Below are 26,557 nucleotides of genomic sequence, written 5' to 3'. Positions count from 1 at the left end.
TCGCAGGGGGAGGAGCAGGTCAAATACCAAGTTCTCCTTTCACGTCTGCCCCCTCCCGCACAAACACCGGTATCCCGTCCAGTGGCGCGGAAGCCACTATAACCTCTCCTCCCTGATACCGTTCCCCATTCAGCCCCACCCAAATCTCCCCTGCCGGTAACCACACTTCCCGCTCGCGCTGACCGGCATACAACACCGGCGCAACCAGAATATCTGCGCCAAGCATGTACTGATCTTCCACCTGCCAGCTTTCAGCCTGACCCGGATACTGATAGAACAGGGTGCGCATCGCCGGATCGCCATTTTCATGCGCTTCCTGCATCACGCGGCTGATGTAAGGGCGCAGTTTTTCGCGCAGGAATAACCCGCTTTTCATCAGCTGGTAATTCTCTTCGCCGTAACTCCAGACTTCATTGGGTGCGCCGCTGTTGCATTGCGCAATGCCGTCACGCCACGGTTCTGACGGCTGGATTTGCGGTTCGCGGTAGCCATGTAAACGCATCACCGGACAGAATACGCCCCACTGGAACCAGCGGATCAGCAACTCATGAAACGCCGGATCATTCACATTCCCCCCCTGGAAACCGCCGATATCCGTCGTCCACCAGGGAATGCCCGCCAGCCCCATATTCAGACCGGCGGCAATCTGATTACGCAGCGCGTGGAAGGAAGAATGGATGTCGCCCGACCACGCCAGCACGCCGTAACGCTGGCTGCCTGCCCAGGCGCAACGCACCAGATTCACGATCTCGTGCTCACCTTCCTGCTGTAAACCGTCGTGAAAACCTTGCGCGAATTTTTGCGGATAGATGTTGCCCACTTCCAGCACCGGCCCGAGATGATAGCGATAGTTATCAAAATCATAAGCGCGGTATTCCGGCTCGGCTTCGTCCAGCCAGAAGGTGCGGATGCCCAGATCGTAATAGTTCTGCTTCACCTTATCCCAGACAAACTGACGCGCGCCGGGATGTGTGGCATCAAAGAAGGTACAGTTGCCGAGAAAATCCAGATTCACCGACACACCGCGATCGGTATTGACCAGATAACCTTTGGATTTCATTTCCTTATAATTGTCGGTGCGGCTGTCTACCGTCGGCCAGACCGACACCATAGTTTCGATGCCCAGCGATTTAAGCTCCGCGACCATGGCTTTCGGATCCGGCCAGTCCACGGGGTCAAAACACCAGGCGCCCTGATTCGGCCAGTGGAAGAAGTCGATGACAATCACCGAAACCGGCAAATTGCGCCGCCTGTATTCACGCGCCACCTCCAGCACTTCCTGCTGCGTACGGTAGCGCAGTTTGCACTGCCAGAAACCGGTCGCGTATTCCGGCATTTGCGGCGCAGTGCCGGTCGCGCGGCCATACTGATGCAGGATGTCAGCGGGCGTGTCTCCGGCGGTGATCCAGTAATCCATCTGCTCCGTGACCTGCGCTTCCCAGCGGGTAATGTTTTTGCCGAATGTCGCTTCGCCAATCGCCGGATTGTTCCACAACATGCCGTAACCCAGGCTTGAAAGCATAAAGGGTACGCTGGCCTGCGAGTTACGCTGCGCCAGTTCCAGCGTGCAGCCTTTCAGATCCAGACAGCTCTGCTGGTACTGCCCCATGCCATAAATTTTCTCGTCCGGACGCGATTCAAAACGCACGGTTAATTGATGCTTGCCACCGGGAATGGCTTTAAATTCGCGGGCATCCATCTTCAGTGCACTGATGTATTTATCCTGACTCTTTTCCGTTGCGCCAATGCCCACAGTCGAACGCTGACGCCAGTACTCTTCGAGGATCAGTTCACCACGCAGGTTATAAAACGCCAGTTGCCCTTTGATATTCACCGTCGCGGTGATGTTACCGTTGCGCAGCGTCAGGGTTTCTGTGCTATGACTGATGTCTGCTTGTGGCTGAGTGTCCGCGGGCAGCAGCGCCCACAACGAATCATTGAGTTCAGGACGGCAGGTGGCGCGCACGCGCAGGCTGTTCTCGCCCCAGGGTTCAATCACCAGCGTTTGCTGATCAAAATGCCAGAGGATACGGTTCTTTTCGGCGATTAATTCGCTCATGCGGACTCCTGTGTATGCAAGGTGGCCTGAGGTTCAGGCTCATGTTCCCGGGAAATTTTTGACTGATTGATTTGTTTCATGGTGGCGTCATTAAGCTTGTACCAGCGCATCGACAGCGCGCTGAACATTGACAGCACGCCCGGCACCAGCGAGAACAGCGCGATAATCGACAGCATCGCGACAGTATTCTGCTGTGCGGCATGCGGCACGTAACCGCTCATGCCCAGCGTCCAGCCGACCACCGCCCCGCTCACCGCCATCCCCATTTTGAGGATCGCCAGCAAGGTGGAAAACACGGTGCCATCCATGCGTTTGCCCTGTTTGTATTCGCCGTAATCCACCACATCAGACATCATCACCCACATCAGCGTGGTGGTGACCTGATAGAAGGTGGAGACCAGCAAGGTCATGCCCACCAGCAGGGAAATCCACGCCGGAACGAAGAAAATCGCCGCGCTCAGCGCACCGGTCAGAATGGCGCACAGTGTGAAGGCCGCGAGTTTACTGCGGTTGCGGGTCAGCGGTTTAACCAGCAGACTGCCGAGACTTTTGCCGACAATGTGTGCCGCCAGCAGCCACATAAAGTAGCTGGCATTGCCGAGATAATAAGTGACGTAATACATCATTGCGCCGAGACGCACCACGCCGAAGGAGATGTTGAAGAAGATCAGCGCTGCCACCACCCGCCACTGATCGTTACGCACTAAGTCACGTAAATCGGAGAGAAAATTCTCATGTGTCGGCGGCGCGCTGATACGTTCTTTCGTATTGAGAAAACACAGCAGGAACATCACCACGGCAATCGACGCCATGATCGCCATCGCGCCAAAATAGCCGTCGAGTTTATTGCCACCGCCCATCATTTCCGCCAGCGGCATCATCAGGAATGTGGACATCGCGCCGCCGAGCGTAGCGAGGAAGAACCGATAGGATTGCAGGGAAATACGCTGGGTATTATCCGGCGTAATGATCGCGCCCATCGAGCAATAGGGAATGTTAATGGCGGTGTACATCAGCATCATCACGCAATAAGTGACGCTGGCGTACACCATTTTACCGCCCAGCGTCAGAGATTCCGGCACCGCGTAAACCAGTAAACAGCTTGCCCCGAAAGGTAACGCCAGCCAGAGAATATAAGGCCGGAATTTACCAAACCGGGTTTGTGTCCGGTCAGCGATCAGCCCCATCGCCGGATCCACAATCGCATCAGCGACGCGTGCAACAAGAAACATTGTCCCGACAAAGACTGCCGGTAATCCCACAACATCGGTGTAATAAAACGTCAAAAATATAATCACATTATCCAGACCAATATGGCTCGCCATATCCCCCAGACCGTAACTCACTTTTTCTTTTACGGATAACTTCGCAGTCATTTTTCGTCCTGCCTTTTGTAGGTTAAACACAAAAAAGTCAGTCCGTCCGTGGCCCGAGGACTTGTTATAGAATGGTTAAAAGCGAGTCACAATTACGAGATGTTATAAATTTCTTATGATTTTTGATTTGTGTGATACCGGTAACATGAGGAGGGGAAAGGATCTTGCAGTCCTTTGACCTGGCCTTTGAGTCAGGACCGTGGGTTGCCACCCACACAGGCTTCAAGGTCAAGGTCGTGGGCTAGCCGCCGACACTGGCCTCAAGGGGTGCGGCGATAGGCGCCCCTTGAGGCCAGTGTGGGTGGCAACCCACGGTTTTGACTTTAAAGTGTATTGAGCGCAATGCGCGCATCAGTAAATCCTTCCACATTATCGAAATACAGCGCGGGGCGCCTTCGCCGATACGGCCGGTGGCGTTCGCGCTTCAGAGATTGCTAAGATAGAGGCAGACCAATAAGAAAATCGGGATCGGACGATGAGCACAGAATTGAGACAGGAAGCCTTTCACTTAATGCGCAAGGTTTTCCAGCAACACACCGCGAGATGGCAGCAGTGCATCCCGGAACTGACCAAACCGCAATATGCGGTGTTGCGCTCTGTCGCTGAAAATCCCGGCATTGAGCAGGTGCTGCTCACGGATGTCGCCGTCAGCAGCAAAGCGACACTGGCGGAAATGCTGGCGCGCCTTGAAACGCGCGGGTTGCTGGTCCGTGAAGCCGATCCGGCAGATAAACGCCGGCGTTTTATTACGCTGACGGCGGAGGGGAAAACGGTTCTCGCGAAAACCCAGCCGGTCGGTCAGCAGGTAGATACTGAATTTCTGGCAAGACTTTCTCCAGACGATCAACAGCATTTAGTCCGCCTGCTGAAGTCTATGACAGAGGATTCAGTATAACTTTGCCGTAAAGCCTTGCGGCTTGATGAGGTGAAGGCCCACTTCGTTCCATAATTCCAGTCATTAATCTGTATTCAGCGCCTTACCCCAGGTGAACGCTCACTGATAATAAACCTCTGAAAATCAACTTATTACGATATTCGCTAATTGTTTTCGGCGATTGATGGGCATAACTTATACCCTCAATTTCAAAAGGGACTTATCAAAATGGCAATACCCGCTTACCTATGGCTTAAAGATGACGGCGGCGCTGACATCAAAGGATCTGTCGATGTGAATGGGCGTGAGGGGAGTATCGAGGTTCAAGGATTTGGGCACGGCTTGTTTTTACCTACTGACAACAACACAGGCAAGATCACCGGTACTCGTGTACATTCCGCGCTGACTTTTGAAAAAGAATTCGATAGCTCTTCGCCCTACCTTTACAAGGCCGTAGCAAAAGGCCAAACCTTAAAATCTGCGGAGATAAGGTGGTACAGGATCAACGATGCTGGTCAGGAAGCTGAATATTTCAATATGCTGATGGAAAATGTAAAGGTCGTTTCTGTTTGCCCGCTAATGCATGATTGCAAAAACCCTGCCACTGATAAACATAACCATCTTGAGTCAATTTCACTGCGTTACGAGCGGATCACGTGGAAACATTGCGATGGGAATATCATTTTTTCAGATGCGTGGAATGACAGATGATCAAGTGCATGTTTCGGTTAAACGGAGCGGGTATATCAACGCTAAGTTGCCCGGGAATTGGTTTTTTCCCTGCATACTCAGGCAATCCCGCACAGCGCAACGATCCTGAACAGACAGCGGTCAAAAACATAGGACCACTACCACCAGGCAGGTACTACATCGTATCCCGCCCTGTGGGGGGTTTAATGTACAAGCAGCGTGATTGGCTTAAGTCAATTGTCAGCGGTTCAGATCATGCAGCGTGGTTTGCATTATTTCGCGATGATAGCTTGATTGATGACACGACTTTCATTGAGGATGTCGAACGTGGAAATTTCAGATTACATCCGGCTGGATATCAGGGGACAAGTAACGGCTGCATAACATTTACCAGTAAGTCACACTTCGATATCCTTCGAGAAGCATTACTCAAGACACCAACCACGATGGTTAGCCCAACAATGAAAGCGTTTGGCACAGTGCAGGTGTACTAATGAAACCATACCAATATATTCTGATCTGGATGGCTGGCTCGGCGTCTTTTGTCGTAATACTCGTCACCATTTTCGCCTTAATACCCGAAAATATCGCGTACTCACTTTTGACAGAAAAAACAGGTTTTATAACAGAACAATCATGGGCAAATATCTTTATGACCTTTATCCATCTGACTTCATTCCTGTTGAACATTTCACTGATCTGGCTTGTCGCCTTTTTACTGAGAAAGAAAGAGTAATCAAAGCCCGGCGGCAAGCCGGGCTGGTATTCAATACAGTGATGCATGGAAGGACCGCTTATGGTGAATAACCAGGATGTATAGATTGGTATAACTCAGGATGGAATAAGACGGCTAAATGCCGGGTTTTTTACATGCACGGAAGATCATCAAACTCATCCGTAGTGGCATCGTTGAAGCTATGCGTAACAACACCGAAAATTATTGTCGTCCCTCGAAACCACCGCCATCGATCAGGATGTCTGACTCAGGCCGCATCAGGGGATGGATGTCAACGGAGAGTGAACGGTTGGAAGGAGGTTATACAGGGTCTATGATGGAGGACTAACGGGAGTTTTTATGATTGAAGAAGTCGTATTACTTGATGGTAAAAATCAACCGGCGGGCACCATGGACAAAGCGCTGGTGCATACCGGCCAGACACCCTTACATCTTGCATTTTCCTGCTATATTCACAACGATCGCGGCGAAATCCTGCTGACACGACGCGCCCTGAGCAAAGTGGCCTGGCCCGGCGTCTGGACCAATTCTGTCTGCGGACACCCGCTGCCGGGTGAATCCCTGCGGGCGGCAGTTTGCCGTCGCTGTCAGTACGAACTGGGTTTATCCGTGGAGCAAATCACGTCGCTGGTTGACGAATTTCAGTATCGTGCCACCGATGCATCCGGGATTGTCGAAAACGAGTTTTGCCCGATATTTGCCGCTTTCACCCGCCAGCTCCCCGTACCGCGTGCTTCTGAAGTCATGGATTATCAGTGGGTTAAGCCGGAAGATTTGCTGAACAGCGTTCGGGCAACACCCTGGGCATTCAGCCCGTGGATGGTGTTACAACTGGGCCAGATCACGCAGGAAAACCTGAGTCTGCTGGGGTGATCTGAGGCGCACAAAGCGGACATGCTGCCAGTCAGGATCGTTAAACAAAGCCTGATACTGGCGACGATTTTTCGCGTAAGTTTTCAGCGTCCACAGAATAATTGAATCCCGGCTGAAGAAGCTTTTACGAAACGATTCGCGATTCCCCGTTCCCGCCCAGATTTCCTTTTGTGCCCATGCCCGCGTGGCGGCGCGTTTCACCGCCTGATATAACGTGCGCCCGAACGAATAATCCACCCACACGATCATATCGATTTCGCGCCATTTTACGGCCTGAGTACGTTTGTAATTTCCGTCAATCACCCAGCCGTCACTGGCCGCCAGTTTTTCTGTCAGACGGGCAAAAAATTCTTCATCCGGTGTGCCCTGCCAGTCCGGCTTCCAGAACAGCGCATCCAGTTCAATATAAGGAATATTCAGTTTCTGAGAAATGTTGCGCGCAAGCGTTGATTTCCCGCTTCCGCTGGTACCAATAACATTGATTTTCACCACATGATCCTTATCCGCTGCCGGATGTTGCATCTGGCCTGAAAAAAGGGCGCATATTATGCCGCAACATATTTCACTTGTACAAGCACATGAATTAACGCCCGCAACCATTACGCACAGAACTTAGTTGTCGTGTGAATGTATTGCCGCTGCGAATGGATGAACTATTTGTGCTTTTTTTCGATTGCTAGCAACAAAATCTAAAATATCTTGCAGCCATACCTGTACAGATTGGCAATCTTTGTATAACTTTCTGTTACCCCTGCTTCATCATTAGTCCGTCTTTTACGGGCGTATTCAGCCTGACCTTTGGAAGAAAAATTGGATTTCCCTTCTTCCAAAGGTTTTTTTCATGGCTGGGGTTTTCGTGATGCACAACACAACGATCAGATGAGTCAGGGCCGGAAATTGTGAAGAAAAACTTCACAATACTCTCTTTTCTGACTGGCAATAGGCACTTTTCACGTGAGACGAATCCGCTGAAAAGTTTAAGGAGGTCTACATGCAAATCGAAGCAGAACAAACAGTTACAGAAATCAGTGATTATTTAAATGTGCGGGAAACGCCGACATTAAGCGAAGTTGAGATCCTCGGGACTATTGTTTCAGGACTTCTCTCCAGCCACTATCCGGTGAGTAATAAGGCCATCATTGAAGGTCTGGTGCGCCATCTGGAACAGGAGACCAACATCAGTAATCAGCAAGGTTGCCGTAACTTACTGGAACTGGTGTTACTTTCCACGCAGGACGATGTGATTTAAAAAATATTACCGGCCTGTTAAAGATGATGTTAACAGGCCGGAGCGCAATAACTGTTTTGTTAAAGCGATTTCAGTGTCGCGGCGATCACATCTTTAGCCGGCGTGGTCGGACGACCAATCAGTTTGCTCAATGTATGAGAATCATCAAACAAGCCCCCTTTCTCTGCACCTGCATCAGAATCTGCCAGCATATTCGCCAGACCTTCCGGTAAACCGGCACCAAGCAGCGCTTTGGCAAATTCCGCCTCCGGCAGGTTGATATAATCAACTTTTTTACCGGACTGACGGGCAATTTCAGCAGTGAATTCCGCCAGCGTGTAGGCTTCATCCCCGGCCAGTTCGTAGATTTTACCGGCCTGATTTTCCTGCGTCAGTACTGCCGCCGCGGCCTCAGCATAATCCTGGCGCGCAGCGGAAGAGATTTTTCCTTCACCGACTGAACCAATAAACGCGTTATGCGCCAGCGCCGGGGCGATACTCGCCGCATAGTTTTCGGTGTACCAGCCGTTACGCAACAGCACGAATGGAATGGCGGATTCGCTTAATGCTTTTTCGGTCGCACGGTGTTCAACACCCAGTCCCAGCGGACTTTCGTCTGCATGAAGCAGGCTGGTGTATGCCAGCAGTTTCACGCCTGCACGTTTTGCTGCGTCGATGACCGCGTTATGTTGTGCTTCGCGCTGACCGACTTCACTGGAAGAAATCAGCAGCAGTTTTTCGACGCCTTTAAACGCAGAATCCAGTGTGGCGGGCTGGCTGTAATCGGCCTGACGCACGTCAATACCCAGATCTGCCAGATCCTGAGCTTTTTGCGGATTACGCACCGCGGCAATAATCTGATCAGCAGGCACTTTTTTCAGAAGTGCAGCAATAACGAGGCGGCCTAACTGGCCGGTAGCACCGGTAATTGCGATCATAATGGTTTCTCCAAAAAGTATTCGACAGATGATTTATGCTTTCAAGGCGCTAAAAATGTCGCCGTCAACACATCCTATGCGATACACTAACTTTTCGTAAGTACGTACCCTAAGGTTAGTATGAAAATAATTTCCTCTGAGCAACCCGCTGAACGTTTGCCACTGTCAGAACAAATCCGCCGGGGCGAAGTCCTGAATCCCAACTGCCCGTCGCGCGAAATCCTGCGTCACATCACCAGCCGCTGGGGATTACTGATCCTGATCGCGCTCAGCGATAACACATTGCGCTTTAGCGAACTGCGCCGCAAAGTCGGCGGTGTCAGCGAAAAAATGCTGGCGCAGACTTTACAGTCCCTCGAAGAAGACGGTTTCATCGACCGCCGTTCTTATCCGGTGGTGCCGCCGCATGTGGAATATTCTCTGACCCCCCTCGGCATCGAAGTAAAAGATCAGGTTGCCGGACTTGCAGACTGGCTGGAGTCGAATCTGCATCGCGTTATGAAACAGCGTAGCCTGCGTATCGTAGGTGCAGAGTAATTAACAAAAAAACTTAACAAGTCCCCAAAAATTCTCACCTATCATTGACTCTATCCACCGACTAACATCATTTCATTGATTCGATAAAACCTTTTATTTTAATCAGCTGAGGTGATGTATGTCCCCGTCCCAGACCCACAAGCAACATGTCACGCTCGTCATTACCCATAAGATTGCGCCAGCCAGCGAAGCGCAATATGAAGCCTGGCTGAATAAAATTATGCCACAGGCCAGTACCTTCCCGGGGCATCTTGGCGTCAACGTCATCCGCCCGAGCCGCAGCGGCGATGCTTATACCATTCTGGTGCGTTTCGACACGCTGGAAAATCTTAATGCATGGCACAACTCGGATCTGCGTAAACAACTGGTGGCGGAAGTCAGCCCGCTGTTGTTGCAAAACGACAGCACCGAGGTGCGTCCCGGTGCCGAATTCTGGTTCACCCCGCCAAGTGCGAATGTCCGCCCGCCCGCCCGCTGGAAACAGTATCTGCTGACATTGGGGGTAATTTATCCATCGACTCATATTGTGCCCTGGTTTTGGGGGCAGTTTTTGCCACAGCTTAAAGGCACCGAAGGCGGTCATTTACTCAATGACGCCACGGTCGTAGGGCTGGTGGTTTTCCTCTGGATGCCAATCGTTACACGAGTGTTCCATTCATGGCTGACGCGCGCTTCCGCGCAATAACAGGAGATTTTCCAATGAATTCAATAAATAATGTTGCTTCACTGATCCTGCTTAACGGCAAATTCCACACCGTTGACAGAGAAAAACCGCTGGCAAATGCTGTCGCAATCAAAGACGGTAAATTCCTGGCTGTCGGTACCGAAAATGAAGTGATGCAGTTTGCTGATGCGCAGACGCAGGTGGTGGATTTGCACGGACACACCGCCATTCCGGGCCTGAACGACTCGCACCTGCATCTGATCCGTGGCGGTCTGAATTACAACCTGGAATTGCGCTGGGAAGGCGTGCCTTCACTGGCCGATGCCCTGCGGATGCTGAAAGAACAGGCGCTGCGGACACCAAGCCCGCAGTGGGTGCGCGTGGTAGGAGGCTGGACTGAATTTCAGTTTGCCGAACGCCGCATGCCGACGCTGGATGAAATTAATCAGGCCGCACCCGATACGCCAGTGTTTATCCTGCATTTATATGACCGCGCATTGCTCAACCGCGCCGCGCTCAAAGTGGTCGGCTACACCAAAGACACCCCCAATCCGCCAGGCGGTGAAATTCAGCGTGACAGCAATGGTAATCCGACCGGTATGCTGATCGCCAAGCCAAACGCGATGATCTTATATTCTACGCTGGCGAAAGGACCGAAACTGCCGCTGGAACAGCAGGTGAACTCCACCCGCCAGTTTATGCGTGAGCTGAACCGTCTCGGCCTCACCAGCGCGATTGATGCAGGCGGCGGCTTCCAGAATTACCCTGAGGATTATCAGATCATCGATGAGCTTCATCAGAAAAATCAACTGACGGTACGTATTGCTTACAACCTGTTTACCCAGCGTCCGCAACATGAACTGGAAGATTTCGAGCTGTGGACCGACATGCTCAAACCTGGCCAGGGCACTGATTTCTACCGTCATAACGGCGCAGGCGAAATGCTGGTATTTTCAGCCGCAGACTTTGAAGATTTCCTGCAACCGCGTCCGGATTTACCGCCGGGAACGGAGGTCGAACTTGAACGCGTGGTGCGTCATCTGGTGGAGCACCGCTGGCCGTTCCGCCTGCATGCCACGTATGACGAGTCGATCAGCCGGATGCTGGATGTCTTTGAGAAAGTGAACAGCGATATTCCGTTCAACGGGCTGCACTGGTTCTTTGACCATGCGGAAACCATCACCGAACGCAACATTGAGCGCGTCAAAGCGCTGGGCGGCGGCATTGCGGTACAGCACCGTATGGCATTCCAGGGAGAATACTTCGCTGAACGCTACGGTATCGAGGCCACTAAACATACGCCGCCGGTGGCGAAAATGTTGTCCGCAGGCGTGCCGGTCGGGTTGGGCACCGACGCGACCCGTGTTGCCAGTTATAACCCATGGACGGCACTGTACTGGCTGGTTTCCGGTCGCACCGTCGGCGGCATGGCGATGTATGACGACGCCGCCCGTATTGACCGCGAAACCGCGCTGATGCTGTGGACGCAGGGCAGTTCCTGGTTCTCCAGCGAACAGGGCAAGAAAGGTCAGATCAGAGTCGGGCAACTGGCCGATCTGGCCGTTCTTTCCGAAGATTTCTTCAGCGTGCAGGAAGAACGTATCAAGGGCATCGAATCGGTGATGACCGTGGTCGATGGCAAAGTGGTTTACGCGGCAGGCAGTTTCTCGCCGCTCGCGCCGCCAGCCATCCCGGTGCTGCCGGACTGGTCGCCGGTCACCACAGTGCCTGGGCATTACCGCTCTGCGCCGCCACAGGGTGCAGCGCGTGTCGGGCTGGTTCGTCAGGGGCATCAGTGCGTCGGCCCGTGTGGCGTGCATAAACACAGCCATAATATTGCCCGTGGTTCTGATGTCCCGGTGTCCGATGACAACGCTTTCTGGGGTGCGTTAGGATGTTCGTGCTTCTCGTTCTGACCCGTTGAGAACGACATGAAAATGGCCTGCATTGCAGGCCATTTTTTTCTGTCACCGTATCTTTTGCACACGCTCCGGCATACCCTGTTATGAGCATTAGCTCATTAACAGGAACTGAATGATGCGTGACCTTCCCCCTACAGCCACACTTCGCGCCTTTGAAGTCGCCACCCGCCACACGACGTTTACCTCAGCCGCAGAGGAGTTGTTTATTACACAAAGTGCGGTCAGCCATCAGTTGAAAAAACTGGAAGATAGCTGGGGCCTGCAGCTTTTTCAGCGTGGTAAAACACTGAGCCTGACGCCTGCCGGTGCAGCGCTTGCCCCTCTGGTACGGGAATTCTTTAGTAAGCTTGAAACGACACTTGCCGATCTGCGTGAACAAAAAGGACGGGTGCGACTGCGTGTCAGCACCACCTATTCTTTCGCGTTAAAGTGGCTGTTACCGCGCCTGCCGGAATTAGCACGTTTGCATCCGGAAATTCTGGTCTCGCTGGAAAGTACCGATAAAGCCATTAACTTCGCCAGTGCAGATTCCGATGTAGCGATCCGTTTCGGACACGGTAATTATGCGGCGCTGCATACAGAGTTTATGTTTCGCGAACAATTATTTCCCGTTGCCAGCCCCGCGTTCTTAGCCGGTTTTGGTATACCCGCTGAACCTGCTGAACTGCTGCGTTTTCCGCTGCTGACGCGTGACGGGGCTGATCTGGTACCGAAATGGGATGCCTGGTTTAAGCAGGTCGGCGTGAATACTGATGTACTGCACGAAAGCGTGCGCTTCGCCGACACAAATATGACGATCGAAGCCGCGTTACTGGGTCAGGGCATTGCATTAGCGCGCAGCGGCCACGTTGAAAAAGAAATCCATGATGGCAGTCTGGTCAGGCTCTTTGACGTCGTTTTCCCCTCTCCGGCCGCCTATTACTTTGTCTGTCCGGAAGGCATCGAGACACAGCCGCACATCCTGAAATTCCGTAACTGGCTGCTGGCCGAATCACAGCAGGCGCAGCACAGTTACCGTTGAAGTATGAGTTATTACTCATACCACGATGACAACACTTCACTGTTAATCCGGGCACAGGCTGTTTAGCATCAGTACATGCCCGCTCATATTATTTTTCTGACCTTATTCGCCGCCCTGCTGCATGCCAGCTGGAACGCCTTATTACGCAGCGGAACTGACCGGTTGTGGTCGATGACCATCATGTGCGTGACGATTGCCGTTACCTGCGGGGTTATCGCGCTGTTTCTGCCACTTCCTGACTTCGCGAGCGCGAAGTATGCGGTGTTATCGGCCCTGCTGCATGTCGGTTACAACCTGTGTTTAATACGCAGTTATCAAAGCGGTGATCTCGGGCAAACCTACCCGATTGCGCGCGGTTCTTCGCCGCTGATGGTGACCTGTGGCGCGGCCCTGTTCGCCGGGGAAAAGATCGCCTTCAACACCCTTGTCGGCATCGCGCTAATTTCTGGCGGTATTCTGATGCTTGCCATGAGAAGCCGTAAACTGGCGATACCGGGCCTGAAATATCCCCTGGCCACCGGCGCTTTTATCGCGGCATACAGCGTAGTGGATGGTATTGGCGTGCGTGTCTCCGGCAATTCGTTTTCCTATACCGTGTGGATGAGCGATGTTATGGGGAGTACTGATGCCAGCGCTTTATATCGCCCTGCGCGACACGAAAAGTTTACTGCGCTGCGGCCCGGTTTACTCAGTGCGGCGGCAGGGGGTGTGGTGTCGCTGCTGGCTTACGGCATGATCATTTATGCCATGGTGGCCGCACCCATGGGCGCCGTCTCCGCGCTGCGCGAAACCAGTGTGCTGTTTGCCGCCGTTCTGGGTTATCTGTTTCTTGGTGAAACACTGACACTGAGAAAAATGCTGGCGTGTGCGGTAATTGCTACCGGCACACTGTTGATAGGTTAATCAAATCAGGAGAACTCGAGATGTCTGACCGCCCTGCTATTGCTCTGATAGGTCCCGGTGCGATTGGTACGACCATCGCTGCAGCACTGCATGAAGTTAACCGCACGCCGCTGCTTTGCGGGCGCACTGCGCATCCGCAATTAATTCTGCGTCATGATGACGGCGAGGTGGTGGTGCCAGGCCCGGTATTAATCAATCCGTCTAAGGTCCACTCTCCGTGTGATCTGGTTTTTGTTGCGGTGAAAACCACACAGGTGGCTGACAGCGCCGGCTGGCTTACCGCATTGTGCGATAAAAATACCGTTGTCTGTGCACTGCAAAACGGCGTCGAACAGAAAACCTCGCTGGAACCCTACGTCAACGGAGCAACAGTACTGCCTTCCGTTGTTTGGTTTCCAGCACAACGTGAGCCGGATGCCTCTGTCCGGCTGCGCGCAAAACCGCGTCTTACGCTGCCGGATGTGCCGCAGGCAAAACGGATCGCTGATGCGCTCAGCGGCACACGTTGTACGGTTGAATTATCATCCGATTTCCTCACGATCGCATGGCGCAAATTGCTGCAAAATGCGGTCGCGGGTCTGATGGTTCTCTCTAACCGCCGTGCCGGAATGTTCTCACGCGGGGATATCACGCAACTGGCACTGGCTTATCTGCGTGAGTGTCTGACTGTCGCGCGTGCGGAAGGTGCGGTACTCAGCGATAACGTTCCGCAAGAGATCGTTGACGGTTTTCATCGTGCGCCCGCGGACCTGGGCACTTCTATTCTCGCCGACCGCCAGGCTAACCGCCCGCTGGAATGGGATATACGCAACGGTGTCATACAGCGTTACGGTCTCGCGCGGGGTATTCCTACGCCCGTTAGCGACATTCTGGTACCGCTGCTGGCGGCAGGAAGTGAGGGGCCCGGCTGACGCCAATAAAAAGCCCGCCGCAGGCGTCATGCCAGCGGCGGGCTTTACGTATGACGGCTTATAAATCCTTAAACGATCCCAGCCGGAATCCGCGTTCAGTTATCGCAGTTTTGAGCGAGGCCGACGTCAGTACATCCAGCTCCGCCAGGCGCGGATAGCAATATTTGCTCGCCAGAAGGGTGTTATCGATAAACGCCGGATGGGTCATGATTTCCACCGAGCGGTCACCGCGCTGCGTGGCGTTGTCCAGCGTTTGCACAAACAGGGCTTCTGAAACCGTCTCTCCGTAGAAACTGCTGTCGAAACCGTCGGTACTCTTCGCGCCACACAGCGCAATGTTGCCCCGGCGGATCTCGTCACGATCGATGCGTACAGGAATGCCCTGATCTTTCGCGAACGCTTCCACGATCGGGAAAATCTGCGGGAACATATGCACATGATGATGACTGTCGAGATGTGTCGGCAAACGGCCAAACAGAGCCACAAAACGCCCGAACTGGCATTGCAGTTCCTGCGCGATTTCATCAAGCGGTAACGTGCCCTGCTCTGCCATTTCCCAAATCCATTTTCCCAGTTCACCGTCGCGGGCCAGCTCCGGCATGGATGACAAGGGACGTCCGAGCGTCAGCACGAAATGCATGCCGACGGCAAGATCAGGATTTTCTTTGCTGAGCACCGCGGCATGTTCTGCAGCGGCCATATTCACCATCGCCGTCGTCGACCGCACCACACCGTGGTTGAATGCGTCGATGATCCCGTAGTTTTGCGCTTTACAAAGCCCGAAATCATCGGCGTTCACTATCAGTAATTTATCCATAAATGTCCCGGTTGAACGCCTCCCCTTTTCAGGGAAGGCCGTGGGTTTATTTCAGCGCAGCAATGGTGTTAGCAAAATTTGGCAGTAGTTTTTCATGTGCCAGCAACATTTCGCGCGCCAGTATCTCAGCATCTTTATCGGAATGGATCAGCGGGCTGAGGTTCATCGCCAGCAGAACATCATTGAATTCACCGCTCAGTGCGGCATTGCTGGCGGCAATCTCAAAGCCTTTGATGGTGTATATCAGGCCAAGCACTTTTTCGTCGAAATGCGTGATACGCGGGTGTGGTTTTGCGCCGTCACGCCCGATGGTGCACGTCATTTCCACCGCCCAGTCAGACGGGATGTTATCAATATGGCCGTTATGCGGGAAATTGACGTACTGCTCGGTTTGTTTGTCGTTGTAAATTGCGCTGATCACTTCGCAGGCGGCATCGGAATAATAGGCCCCGCCGCGCAATTCCAGTTCTTTCGGTTTGACGTTCAGATCAGGGTTTTTGTACAGATCGAACAGCTGCTTTTCAACCTTCTGTACCACCGTGGCGCGTGCACCGCCTTTGTAGAATTCCCCCATCTCAATCGCCAGCATCTCTTTCTGCTTAAAGTAATACAGCAGATAAGAACATGGCAGCAAATTCAGGGAGCGGATCAGGCCTTCGCTGAACGGTAAATCAAAGATGTTTTTCACCGAACCGGCGGTCAGCGTGCCGGACGCGACGCCGTCGAGCAGTTCGGCGAAACGTGATTCGCCGTTGACCAGAACATCTTTAATGAACACCATGTGGTTCAGGCCAAACAGGTCGATGGATAAATCGTCCTGCGGGGTCAGTTGCAGCACATCCTGAATGAACATTTTCATGCCAACCGGGATGTTACACACGCCGATGAATTTCTTGAATCTGGTGTGCCGGAATACCGCTTCCGTTACCATTCCGGCCGGGTTGGTGAAGTTAATCACCCAGGCGTCCGGGCAGATCTCTTCGACATCTTTAATGATGTCAAAAATCACCGGAATGGTACGCAAGCCTTTGAACAAGCCACCAGCGCCGTTGGTTTCCTGCCCGAGATAACCGTGGCTGAGCGGAATACGTTCGTCCAGTTCGCGTGCTTTGAGCTGGCCAACACGCAGTTGCGTGGTGACAAAATCGGCATCCACCAAGGCTTCGCGGCGATCCAGCGTTTTATGCATTACAATCGGCACACCTGCACGTTCGACCATACGCTGGCAAAGATTGAAAATAATATCCTGTTTCTCTTTTCCGGCTTCCACATCGACCAGCCATAACTCGGTAATAGGCAATTCATCGTAGCGTTTAATAAAGCCTTCCAGTAATTCCGGGGTATAACTACTTCCGCCACCAATTGTGACGACTTTCAGTTTTTTACGCATAGGAACTCCCGTGCAATAATAATGCACTGCAAATTTAAACAGAGAAATAAATGATTCGGTTTAATTAATACTGCATAACTTCTTTCGGTAATGATTGGGGGTAAAAGAAGTTAGCTTTTTAAAGTTTTTAATAAACATACTCGGGCTGCTGTAACCGGATTCAAACGCGATGTCCGTGACCGAATAATTGGTGATCTCCAGCTGTTTCTTGGCAAAATCAATACGGATTTCATTAATAATCTGCATCGGTGTTTTGCCATAATGTCGCTGCGTGGCACGGCTGAGATATTCCTGTGATTTGCCGGAAAGGGCCACCATATTCGTTAATGCTTTGTCACTAAACTGCGTTTTGTCGTGCATCTTTTCGATGGTATTTTTAAGCCAGCCTGGCGCATCTGTCGTGATTTCTGATTCTCTGTGATGGCGTAAACGGTTCACAATATAAAACGTCACCATTTCCAGAAACTCATTAAATTCCCCGTTCCTGAAATTAAGAGAAGCGATCACAGATTCTATATAAGCCAGAAATTCAGTCTTGATCTGATAAACCTGTGACGCCACAAAACGGGATGGCAGTAAAGATAAATAGTGTTGCTCGAAGAACGCTTTGCTGATCCCGACATTTAATATCCGCGTCGCACCGAATTCATAGAAACTTTGGTGATGGGAACCCAGAGGGATAAAGACAAAATCGCCGCGTTCTAACAACACCCGTTTACCATTGACGTTCTGGTAATACCGGCCGGTCAGCACCACTGTAAATTCGTAGTAATCATGTTCATGCAGCCCGGAAATGCTTTCTACTTTGTTGTAGATGAACATGTGGAAATTCTGACCGTCGAAGAGTTGATTTTCGCGCGCTGTCTTGATTTCCATGCTCAGTACCGGTGGCTGCATTATGGCTCCCTACGTTATTTTATTTTTTCATGAAGCTCAATGAGTTCCGCAATCAGTTCGCGGGCCAGCATTGACGTCATCAGGTGATCTTGTGCATGAACCAGCACCAGGCTGACTTTGGTTTTTCCTTCGCCCTGATCGCCTTCAATCAGTTTAGTCTGCACCAGATGCGCTTCATTCAGCGCCATTTTTGACTGCGCCATCACCGAACGCGCCTGCTCAAAATCACCTTCTTTGGCTTTTTTGAGCGCCGCGTAAGCCAGGCTGCGTGCTTGTCCGGAGTTGATGATCAACCCCATCACCACTTCTTCGAGATCCTGCATTTCGCTTTCAGTTTCAGTTTCAGTTTCAGTTTCAGTTTCAACAATGCTGTCTAAATCCATCATCTCTGTCTCTCCATGATTGGCCGGATAACGGCGGGAAGATAGGCCTCTGCCCGCCCTCCGTTCAGATTAAAATTTCAGTGAAGCGGCAATGTCTTCTTCGCTTTCTTCTTCTTCAATAATCGCCTGCGCCTTGTTAGACAAGATCACGAATGGCATGTACACCAGCGTGGCGATACCGAGATTGAACAATGCGACGAGCAGTGCCGCGATGCTGCCGTTACTGTTAAAGAAAGCGCCAAGCCCGGTCGGCATGGTCCACGGCGCCAGGTTAGTGACCGGAGGAATGATACCCATGCTGTACGCGGCGATCGTGATGGCGGCCAGAATCGGCTGGACCAGCACGAAGGGGATAAACATCACCGGGTTCATGATAATCGGCAGACCAAACAGGATGGGCTCGTTAATCTGGAAGATACCTGACGGCAATGCCAGCTTTGCCACCTGACGATGATCGGCACGGCGTGAGGCGATAAAGATGGCGATGATAAGCCCGAGGGTTGCACCGGAACCGCCCAGCATGATGTAGGAATCCAGCATCGGTTTGGCCCAGAAGTGGAAGGTTTTCCCTGCATCAATCGCGGCACTCACGGAACCGTATTCGGTGTACAGCGCGATATTTTCAAGCGCCCACGGGGTCATGATGCCGTTGTCGAGCGCGGTCAGCGCCAGAGATCCGTGTACACCAAAGAACCACAGCAGTGAGTTGAAAATCACGTACGCCCAGCCAACCACGCTGCCCATTGCCGCCAGAGGTTTGGAAATTGAATCCATAATAATCTGGTGGAAGTTGTGGCCATATAATCCGAGTAACCAGGAAATAACCCCGAAGATAAACAGAATAATAAAGCCCGGAATTAACGCGGAGAAGGATCGTGAAACCGAAGACGGCACACTCGCCGGCAAGGTAATGACCCAGTTGCGGCGAATCACAAAGGTAAACATTTCTGCGACAACCAGACCTATTACCATACCGGAAATAATATTCGCGCCACCTAACCAGTTTGCGCCCACCGCATAAGCTTCACCGACGCTGTATGGCGTCACGGTCATAAAGGCTGCAACGGCTAATAAACCGGCGGAGAGGGAATCAACTTTACGTTCTTCCGCTAATGCCATGCCAATAAAGAACGTCGCCATCAGCGACATAATACCGAGCGTACCGTTATAAACATTAATACCGATGGTTTTCAGACCAGCCAGCGTATCGATAGTTGACGGGTCTAAGCGCACGCCTAAAGAATAAAAGAAAGAACCGGCACCAAAGTTCAGGAATACGTTATTAATTAAAACGAACATGGCACCCGCGAGGGTCAGCGGCATGAGTTTTATGAAGCCATTTTTAATGGCATTAATATGCGGTTGTTTACCTATTTTAACGGCAAAAGGAAGAAGTATCTTTTCAAGTGAATCAATGGCTTTGCTCATTGGTATTTTCCTTTAATGCCGCCATCTGGCGGCCAGGGGAAGAAATTCGCTCTTTGACTGGAGTTCTCTTTGACTTAAAAATTTCAATATAAAGACGTTCAATTTTAAAATAAGGAAAAACGTAAGATCACTGCGCTGCTGCTTTTTTGATCGCAGCAACGGCTGCTTTCAGAACACCTAACCCGTCAATTTTGCCGTACAGGCCAGAATCGATCACTTCAACCGGCTTACCCGGCAAGACTTTTTTAATTTCATCCAGCATATAGGCAATTTGCGGCCCAAGCAGAACGACATCGGCTGCCGCACCTTTCTCTGCAGCCAGTGTTTCAGGAAATGCTTCGATAATGACCGGGACCTCATACTTCTCAGCCTGAACCTTCATTTTAGAAACCAGTAACGAGGTTGACATTCCGGCGGAGCAAAACAAATAAATGACTTTCTTTTCCATGATAAAACCCTCATATCCCGATAAATTGCAGCTCAGGCAACGGTTTTTCCTTCACCTGCGAGAATGTATTCAGAGCAAATAAATTGAAGATAACGAATCGTCTCTGCCTGAAAGCAGTATACGGCATCACTTCAGGGCGCGATAATTCGGAACTTATAGAAATTGTCTCTCCTTGACCATCCCTTATGACTCCCTTCACGTTTTGGGTAAATAACTCGCGAGGATAAATAAGATAAAGACGCACGGCCACGCAACAAGAAGTTAACATTTACACTTACCCAAGCAGGGGACAATATGAGAAACTGGCAATGATTGCGCAAACATTACTATTTTGACGCCATAATTCAGTGGTCAACGCTTTGAATAATAAAATAAATGCTCAGAAAGGCCGTTCCCGTACGGCTACGCTCGAAGATGTTGCTCAGGCCGCCAGCCTTTCACCCATGACGGTCAGCCGCGCCTTAAACAATCCCAAAGTCGTGCGCCCGGCGACCATTGCCCGCGTGATGGAAGCCGTGAGAAGTACCGGTTACATCCCCAATATGCTGGCCGGTGGTCTGGCGACCAGCCGCACGAAACTCATTGCCGTCGTCGTGCCGCAGATTAACAACAATATGTTTGTTGATACCGTGCAGGCCATCAGCGACCAACTGGCGGCACGGGGTTATCACATGCTGTTGTGTATTGTCGGCTATGAGCCGGAAGATGAAACCGATATTGTCGCCACCCTGCTTTCGCGTCGACCGGACGGGATTGTGCTGACCGGCATTCATCACACGTCGGAACTGAAAAGAATCATTCTTAACGCCAATATCCCGGTAGTAGAAATCTGGGATTTAACGCCCACACCGATTGACATGCTGATTGGCTTCTCGCACGAAAAAGTCGGCAATGCCATCGGTGACTATTTCCTCGGCAAAGGCTTCAGGCGTTTTGGCTTTATCTGTGCTTCCGATCGCCGCGCAATGGTGCGTAAAAACGGGGCAATCAGCGTGTTGCGGGCCATTCCTGAGCACGACATTAAAGAAGTGATTGTTTCCCGTCCGGCGAATATGGAAGTCGGACGCCAGGCACTGCGCCAACTGCTCGCCAGCGATCACCGCTTTGACGCCATCATTTGCAGCTCCGACACCCTGGCGCAGGGCGCAATCATGGAAGCCGAATCGCAGGGTTTACGCGTGCCGGATGATTTCTCGGTGATCGGTTTCGCGGACCTGAATTTTGCCGCCCATAACCGCCCTGCCATTACCACCGTCAGCGTCGAAAAATGGGATTTAGGCATCCGCGCGGCAGATATGCTGGCGGATAAAATTGAAGGCATCGCGGTTGATGAACCGATTGTTGATATGGGTTACAAACTGGTTATTCGGGAATCAGCTTAGCGCCTTGCACACTTCAGCTTTTGTTTTAACCATAATACTCCACCCCAACCCTCCCCTTCGCAGGGGAGTGAGTTGTCCGCATAATTAATTCAACTTTATATTTTTCCCGGTTATAAATAACCCCGACAATTGAAACTCATTCTTATTTGTTAAAAATGTTAGCTAACATTCATAACAACAAATAACAGAAACTTTCCGTGCGGAATTATATTGATCTAAATTCAACCCACAAAATCATGAAGAATACTTTGATAAACAATGCTATTTCCCCCTTAGCCATTCACAATAAAAACAATCAATATATCATTGATTTAATGAGACTTTAAATCAAATTAAACCCGTGGAACTCCTTAATGCATTTCCCGCCTTATAGTTCATGGGGAATTTATTCATTTATTTTAGATGTAGCGGTGATATTATCGATTTGTACCCAAAAAATAATAATAATTAACCCAAACTTAACATCAGGCATGTGAGAGTCGTAATTCTATGCTCCTTCAAAAAAAAACAACCCGTCGCAAGTTTTTACTTGGGTCGCTGATGGCTTTGCCTGTCGGGACCATCATGATGAAAGGGCTGTCAGCGGCACAAGCTGCAGAAATGGCTGCCCCGGATTTACTCGAATATAAACCGATATTTTTCAGCGCCGATGAGTGGCAGTTTATTATGGCCGCCGCTGACCGCCTGATCCCTGCGGGTGGCAAAGGCAAAGCACCGGGCGCACTCGAAACCAATGTGCCGATTTTTATCGATCAGCAAATGCACGGCGATTTCGGCGAAGAAATCTATATGCAGGGCCCGTTCAACGTGCATGCTCCGGCGACAATGGGGTATCAGATCCCGTTCCGTCCGCAGCAAATCTACAAAACCGGCATTCGTATTGCGAACGCCTGGTGTCAGCAAAATCATCAGAAAGCCTTCCATGAACTGGCCGATCAGGACAAAGACAATGTGCTGACGCAGTTGCAGAAAAACGGCATCAAATTTGCCGATGCGGGCGAAGAAAATCTTGTCGCCTCGCAATTCTTCAGCGAACTGCTTTCAGACACCAAACACGGCTATCTGGCAGACCCGATCTACGGCGGGAACAAAGGGATGAAGGCGTGGATTGCCATCGGCTTCCCCGGCGCACGCGCCAGTTTCACTGAGTGGGTTAAGCAGCACAATGTCCCGTATCCGCTGGGGCCTGTGAGCCTGCAGGGCGCGCGTGCCTGAGTGCCTCACCCTATTACCGTTTTCTGATGACTGACAGGATTAAAGATGGCAAAAGTAACTAAACCAGAAGTCGACGTCGTTGTTGTCGGCCTCGGCTGGGCTGGCTCGCTGATGAGTATCGAGCTGGCGATGGCGGGCCTGACCGTTCGTGCGCTCGAACGTGGCGGCGATCGCGGCTACGAAGAATTTGCTTACCCGAAACCGGCGGACGAATATGCGTACGCGGTACGCAATAAAGTCATGGCGACGCCGGCTGAAGCCGCTGTCACCGTGCGTTACAACATGAGTGAAACCGCCCTGCCAACCCGTAAATGGGGTGCATTCGCGCCGGGTACCGGCGTGGGTGGTTCCGGTCTGCACTGGACGGCGGTATTGATTCGCCCGACGCCGACCGATTTAAAACTCAAAACTTACGCTGACGAAGCCTACAAACCAGGCATCCTGCAGGAAGACATGCGGATCATGGATTTCCCTTTCTCCTGGGATGAAATTGAGCCGTATTACACTAAGTTTGAGCATATCTGCGGTCAGTCCGGCAAAACCGGCAACCTGCGCGGTCAGATTATGGAAGGCGGGGATCCGTTCGAAGGGCCGCGTTCCGAGCCGTATCCGCTGCCTGCGCTGGAAGACACGCTCAACAGCAGCATGTTTGCTGAAGTCACCAAAAAAATGGGCTACCACCCGTTCCCGAACCCGTCAGCCTGCGTGTCCCGCGCCTGGACTAACCCGTACGGTAACCAGATCGCGCCGTGTAACTACTGCGGTTATTGCAGTAAATACCCGTGCCTGAACTACTCGAAAGCGTCGCCGCAAACGGCGGTGATGGACGCGCTGAAACGCATGGATAACTTCTCTTATGAAGTGCATGCCAATGTGCTGAAAGTCGAACTGCATGATGATAAGAAAACCGCCAAAGGCGTGATCTACATGGATGCAGACGGCAACGAGTGCTTCCAGCCAGCGAAAATCGTGGTACTGAGCAGCTTCCAGTTCTGCAACGTGCGGCTGATGCTGCTGTCCGGGATCGGCAAGCCTTACAATCCGATCACCGAAGAAGGCGTGATTGGCCGCAACTATGCGTTCCTCAGTAACGGCGGTTCGACGCTGTTCTTCAAAGACAAAAACTTCAATCCGTTTGCCACCGCAGGCGCCACCGGCCAGATGTTCAACGATATCTCTCCGGGCAACTTCGACGGCCCTTCCCTTGGCTTTATCGGCGGTGCGAAAATTCACAGTTCGCAGGCCACCGGCACGCCAATCAGCACCTCGCTGCCAAAAGGCACGCCTGCGTGGGGCACCGGCTGGAAAGAAGGCATGGAAGAATGGTACGGCCATTCGATGAAAATCAGCATCACCACCACCTGCCAGTCTTACCGCGATATTTATCTGGATCTGGATCCGAATTACAAAGATGAATATGGCTATCCGCTGCTGCGCATGACTTTCGACTGGAAACAGAACGAACTCAAATTGCAGCAATACCTGAAAGGCATCGTGGGCAATATCACCAAAGAGCTGAACCCGGACAGTTACAGCGAAAGCTTCCTGCCGATGGACGCGCATTTTGACCTGACCAAATACGTCTCTACCCACAACGTGGGCGGCGCGGTGATGGGCGATAACCCGAAAACCTCGGCGCTGAACAAGTTCCTGCAAAGCTGGGATGTGCATAACGTATTTGTGCCGGGCGGTAACGCTTTCCCGCAAAACTTCCAGGCTAACCCGACGGACACCATCGGCGCGATCACCCTGATGGCGGCGCAGGCGATTAAAGATCAGTACCTGAAAAACCCTGGTCCACTGGTTCAGGCATAAGCGGAGATGAACAGGATGAAACTCAAAAGTTTATTTATCGCTAACGCCTTGCTGCTGGGTGCGGGTTTTATGGCGAATGCGCAGGCGGATACCAATACACAACCCGACAACGCAGCGCTGATCAAACAGGGAGAATATGTGGCGCGTCTGGGCGACTGCGGCGCCTGTCATACGGTGGCGGGGAAACCGGCGTTTTCAGGCGGGCTGGCGATCAACTCCAATCTGGGCACCATTTATTCCACCAACATTACACCGGATAAAGACCACGGTATTGGCGGTTATAGCGAAGCACAATTCTCGGATGCAGTGCGCAAAGGCGTTCTGCCGGACGGCACCCGTTTGTATCCGGCAATGCCTTATCCGGATTACGCTAAAATCAACGATCAGGATATGCACGCGCTCTACGTTTACTTTATGCAGGGCGTAAAACCGAGCGCAGAACAACCGCCTGAGACCGATCTGAGCTTCCCGTTCAGCCAGCGCTGGGGCATGCGTTTCTGGAACTGGGCATTCGCGTCTGACAAACCTTTCCAGCCAATCGGCGGCGCTTCTGAGCAGGTAAACCGGGGTGCGTATCTGGTGGAAAGTCTCGGGCACTGCGGCAGTTGCCATACTCCCCGCGGTTTCGGCATGAACGAAAAAGCGCTGGACAGCAGCGACTCTGATTTCCTGGCGGGCGGTAGCCTGAATAACTGGGATGTGCCTTCCCTGCGCGGTGTCGCGCACTGGAACGAGCAGGAAATTGCCGATTATCTGGGCAAAGGGCGTAATGACAAAGCAGCAGTTGGCGGCGAAATGACGTCTGTGGTGGAAAACAGTACCGCACACATGACCGATGACGACCTCAAAGCCATCGCGGCCTACATCAAGTTCCTGGGCGGTAACCCGCCGGTTCCGGCAGAGGGCACGCAAAAAGCCAGCGCGACCGAAGCCAGACTGACGGCGGCGAAAAACCTCAGCGAAGGCGAGCGTTTGTATCTGGATAACTGCGGCGCCTGTCACTTTGTCACCGGCAAAGGCGCTCCGGGCGTGTTCCCGCAACTGGTTCAGGCAACGATTGTGAACGCGAAAGATCCGACCGGGCTGATCCACACCATTCTGGCGGGCGCGCAGCAACCGTCAACGGCACGTGCACCATCCACGCTGGTGATGCCGGGCTTTGCCAGCCGTCTGACGGACGAAGAAGCGGCGCAATTGTCGACCTTTATCCGTCAGGGTTGGGGCAACAACGCACCGGCAGTGACGGATAAAGACGTCAGCGAAGTCAGAAAAACCCTGACGAAGTAATCACTTTTGCAGGCTCAAACGGCTTTCCTCACGGAAGGCCGTTTTTTTATAGGCGATCAGGCAGCGGGCGTTTCATGCAAATGACGCCACAGAATTTTCCCTTCTGCATCCACCACAAATAACACCGTCGAATAACGCAGTGTTTCCGGCTGGCCGGGCAACTGCTGGCGTTCCTGATACGCGACTACCGCGCCTTTTTCACTTTCAGCAATCACCACCGGCTTTTCGACCTCAATCTTCAGCCCGCTTTTCGCGCCCCGCTGCGCCCTGAAAAAAGCACACAATGCCGGATGATCCAGCCGGTGGCCGGTGATCGTTACCATCGAATAGGCCGGACTAAACCGCGCCAGCAGTTCATCACAAACCTGCCCAGGTGCAGCGGAGTCTGAAAACCAGCGCTGAATTAACCCATGCGCATCAAACACTTCTTTCACAAAACGATTCATAACTTTTCCTGTTGGTGTTCCTGTAGAAGCCGTTCCTGAATAATGGCGTGCCCCGGTAACCGCAGACACAACATAATGGGAATAATGACGCTGGACGCCGCAACGGTGAAACTCAGCGGATAGGCGAATGCCGGAACAGAAAGCTGCCAGGCACTCAGCATCACGCTGACCAGCGTCACGCCAAGACAAAAACTCAGCTGGCGGTTGATGTTCCACAGGGCGCTGGCGTCAGCCAGTTGTTCAGTACGGATATGTAAAAACGCAGCGCTTTGCGCCGTACTGCTGCACAGACTGCTGCCCGCCCCCATTAACGTGAA

At 52.0% G+C, this 26,557-nt stretch carries 26 protein-coding genes and 2 pseudogenes; 15 read left to right on the top strand and 13 right to left on the bottom strand.

The annotated features are described in order from the left end of the window. Positions 1–19: 19 nt before the first annotated feature. The 3 genes and pseudogenes from UC14_RS04305 to UC14_RS27010 all read right to left on the bottom strand — a co-directional run. Positions 20–2,059 carry a TIM-barrel domain-containing protein gene (locus UC14_RS04305; protein ID WP_112197273.1) on the bottom strand — a complete coding sequence of 680 codons (2,040 nt, stop codon included), beginning with the start codon at positions 2,057–2,059 and terminating at the stop codon, positions 20–22. Beyond that, a complete protein-coding gene (locus UC14_RS04300; protein WP_014416564.1) occupies positions 2,056–3,435 on the bottom strand; it encodes a glycoside-pentoside-hexuronide (GPH):cation symporter in 1,380 nt (459 codons plus the stop codon). The genes UC14_RS04305 and UC14_RS04300 overlap by 4 nt, the downstream gene beginning before the upstream one ends. Before the next feature lie 326 nt (positions 3,436–3,761). Beyond that, positions 3,762–3,859 (bottom strand): annotated as a pseudogene (locus UC14_RS27010) (hypothetical protein); the annotation flags it as partial. Positions 3,860–3,910: 51 nt separating this feature from the next. Here UC14_RS27010 and UC14_RS04295 point away from each other — a divergent pair. The 4 genes from UC14_RS04295 (at position 3,911) to idi (ending at position 6,608) form a co-directional block, all read left to right on the top strand. Then, the gene (locus UC14_RS04295) at positions 3,911–4,330 is read left to right on the top strand and encodes a MarR family winged helix-turn-helix transcriptional regulator (RefSeq protein ID WP_013577895.1); all 420 of its coding nucleotides are present in this window, start codon (positions 3,911–3,913) and stop codon (positions 4,328–4,330) included. A gap of 207 nt (positions 4,331–4,537) precedes the next feature. Next, positions 4,538–5,020: an Hcp family type VI secretion system effector gene (locus UC14_RS04290; RefSeq protein ID WP_013577896.1), complete on the top strand. Its 483-nt coding sequence runs from the start codon at positions 4,538–4,540 to the stop codon at positions 5,018–5,020. Continuing rightward, the gene (locus UC14_RS04285) at positions 5,017–5,493 is read left to right on the top strand and encodes a DUF2778 domain-containing protein (protein ID WP_014416566.1); all 477 of its coding nucleotides are present in this window, start codon (positions 5,017–5,019) and stop codon (positions 5,491–5,493) included. The genes UC14_RS04290 and UC14_RS04285 overlap by 4 nt, the downstream gene beginning before the upstream one ends. A gap of 581 nt (positions 5,494–6,074) precedes the next feature. Next, complete coding sequence (gene idi / locus UC14_RS04275; RefSeq protein ID WP_013577899.1) at positions 6,075–6,608, top strand: isopentenyl-diphosphate Delta-isomerase; 534 nt, start codon at positions 6,075–6,077, stop codon at positions 6,606–6,608. Here the strand turns inward: idi and UC14_RS04270 are convergent. Beyond that, positions 6,561–7,097 carry a shikimate kinase gene (locus UC14_RS04270; protein WP_041689187.1) on the bottom strand — a complete coding sequence of 179 codons (537 nt, stop codon included), beginning with the start codon at positions 7,095–7,097 and terminating at the stop codon, positions 6,561–6,563. The genes idi and UC14_RS04270 overlap by 48 nt on opposite strands. Before the next feature lie 502 nt (positions 7,098–7,599). Here UC14_RS04270 and UC14_RS04265 point away from each other — a divergent pair. Next, positions 7,600–7,857: a biofilm/acid-resistance regulator YmgB/AriR gene (locus UC14_RS04265; protein WP_014416568.1), complete on the top strand. Its 258-nt coding sequence runs from the start codon at positions 7,600–7,602 to the stop codon at positions 7,855–7,857. 59 nt (positions 7,858–7,916) lie between these two features. On the opposite strand, the gene UC14_RS04260 is transcribed toward UC14_RS04265, so the two are convergent. Continuing rightward, entirely contained in the window at positions 7,917–8,774 is an 858-nt protein-coding gene (locus UC14_RS04260) for an SDR family oxidoreductase (protein WP_112197272.1), read from the bottom strand. 120 nt (positions 8,775–8,894) lie between these two features. Between UC14_RS04260 and UC14_RS04255 the strand changes: the two genes are divergently transcribed. The 6 genes from UC14_RS04255 (at position 8,895) to UC14_RS04230 (ending at position 14,732) form a co-directional block, all read left to right on the top strand. Then, entirely contained in the window at positions 8,895–9,311 is a 417-nt protein-coding gene (locus UC14_RS04255; protein WP_013577903.1) for a helix-turn-helix domain-containing protein, read from the top strand. Between the two features lie 118 nt (positions 9,312–9,429). Then, a complete protein-coding gene (locus UC14_RS04250) occupies positions 9,430–9,996 on the top strand; it encodes an antibiotic biosynthesis monooxygenase (RefSeq protein WP_037033130.1) in 567 nt (188 codons plus the stop codon). A gap of 14 nt (positions 9,997–10,010) precedes the next feature. Further along, positions 10,011–11,891, top strand: coding sequence for an amidohydrolase (locus UC14_RS04245; protein ID WP_112197271.1), 1,881 nt, complete (start codon positions 10,011–10,013; stop codon positions 11,889–11,891). Positions 11,892–12,012: 121 nt separating this feature from the next. Further along, positions 12,013–12,918, top strand: coding sequence for a transcriptional regulator GcvA (gcvA, locus tag UC14_RS04240; RefSeq protein WP_013577906.1), 906 nt, complete (start codon positions 12,013–12,015; stop codon positions 12,916–12,918). 75 nt (positions 12,919–12,993) lie between these two features. After that, entirely contained in the window at positions 12,994–13,821 is an 828-nt protein-coding gene (locus UC14_RS04235) for a DMT family transporter (protein WP_112197270.1), read from the top strand. Between the two features lie 20 nt (positions 13,822–13,841). Further along, complete coding sequence (locus UC14_RS04230; protein WP_014416573.1) at positions 13,842–14,732, top strand: oxidoreductase; 891 nt, start codon at positions 13,842–13,844, stop codon at positions 14,730–14,732. Between the two features lie 58 nt (positions 14,733–14,790). Here UC14_RS04230 and chbG read toward each other — a convergent pair whose 3' ends face one another. The 6 genes from chbG to UC14_RS04200 form a co-directional block, all read right to left on the bottom strand. After that, positions 14,791–15,549 carry a chitin disaccharide deacetylase gene (gene chbG / locus UC14_RS04225; protein WP_112197269.1) on the bottom strand — a complete coding sequence of 253 codons (759 nt, stop codon included), beginning with the start codon at positions 15,547–15,549 and terminating at the stop codon, positions 14,791–14,793. A 46-nt stretch (positions 15,550–15,595) separates the two neighbouring features. Beyond that, positions 15,596–16,939: a 6-phospho-beta-glucosidase gene (locus tag UC14_RS04220; protein WP_014416575.1), complete on the bottom strand. Its 1,344-nt coding sequence runs from the start codon at positions 16,937–16,939 to the stop codon at positions 15,596–15,598. A gap of 60 nt (positions 16,940–16,999) precedes the next feature. Then, complete coding sequence (gene chbR, locus UC14_RS04215; protein WP_014416576.1) at positions 17,000–17,836, bottom strand: transcriptional regulator ChbR; 837 nt, start codon at positions 17,834–17,836, stop codon at positions 17,000–17,002. Positions 17,837–17,850: 14 nt separating this feature from the next. Further along, positions 17,851–18,222 (bottom strand): PTS N,N'-diacetylchitobiose transporter subunit IIA, encoded by a 372-nt coding sequence (gene chbA / locus UC14_RS04210; protein ID WP_112197268.1) that lies wholly within the window; start codon positions 18,220–18,222, stop codon positions 17,851–17,853. A gap of 66 nt (positions 18,223–18,288) precedes the next feature. Then, positions 18,289–19,647 carry a PTS N,N'-diacetylchitobiose transporter subunit IIC gene (gene chbC, locus UC14_RS04205; protein ID WP_112197267.1) on the bottom strand — a complete coding sequence of 453 codons (1,359 nt, stop codon included), beginning with the start codon at positions 19,645–19,647 and terminating at the stop codon, positions 18,289–18,291. Positions 19,648–19,774: 127 nt separating this feature from the next. Further along, positions 19,775–20,095: a PTS sugar transporter subunit IIB gene (locus UC14_RS04200; protein ID WP_013577914.1), complete on the bottom strand. Its 321-nt coding sequence runs from the start codon at positions 20,093–20,095 to the stop codon at positions 19,775–19,777. Between the two features lie 359 nt (positions 20,096–20,454). Here UC14_RS04200 and UC14_RS04195 point away from each other — a divergent pair, with 359 nt between their 5' ends. The 4 genes from UC14_RS04195 (at position 20,455) to UC14_RS04180 (ending at position 25,794) form a co-directional block, all read left to right on the top strand. Continuing rightward, complete coding sequence (locus tag UC14_RS04195; RefSeq protein ID WP_153376355.1) at positions 20,455–21,477, top strand: LacI family DNA-binding transcriptional regulator; 1,023 nt, start codon at positions 20,455–20,457, stop codon at positions 21,475–21,477. Positions 21,478–21,966: 489 nt separating this feature from the next. Beyond that, positions 21,967–22,692: a gluconate 2-dehydrogenase subunit 3 family protein gene (locus UC14_RS04190; protein ID WP_013577916.1), complete on the top strand. Its 726-nt coding sequence runs from the start codon at positions 21,967–21,969 to the stop codon at positions 22,690–22,692. 45 nt (positions 22,693–22,737) lie between these two features. Continuing rightward, a complete protein-coding gene (locus UC14_RS04185; RefSeq protein ID WP_013577917.1) occupies positions 22,738–24,507 on the top strand; it encodes a GMC family oxidoreductase in 1,770 nt (589 codons plus the stop codon). A gap of 15 nt (positions 24,508–24,522) precedes the next feature. Then, entirely contained in the window at positions 24,523–25,794 is a 1,272-nt protein-coding gene (locus UC14_RS04180; protein ID WP_370447452.1) for a cytochrome c, read from the top strand. A gap of 56 nt (positions 25,795–25,850) precedes the next feature. Here UC14_RS04180 and UC14_RS04175 read toward each other — a convergent pair whose 3' ends face one another. Together UC14_RS04175 and UC14_RS04170 are read right to left on the bottom strand one after the other, a co-directional pair. Then, entirely contained in the window at positions 25,851–26,240 is a 390-nt protein-coding gene (locus tag UC14_RS04175) for a hypothetical protein (RefSeq protein ID WP_013577919.1), read from the bottom strand. Then, positions 26,237–26,557: pseudogene (locus UC14_RS04170) on the bottom strand (MFS transporter); the annotation flags it as partial. The gene UC14_RS04175 and the pseudogene UC14_RS04170, both read right to left, overlap by 4 nt.

The sequence above is a fragment of the Rahnella sp. NRRL B-41462 genome (genome assembly GCF_003263525.1).
In the GTDB taxonomy this organism is placed as follows: Bacteria; Pseudomonadota; Gammaproteobacteria; order Enterobacterales; family Enterobacteriaceae; genus Rahnella; species Rahnella aceris.
This window is presented reverse-complemented; position numbering and strand designations above follow the sequence as displayed.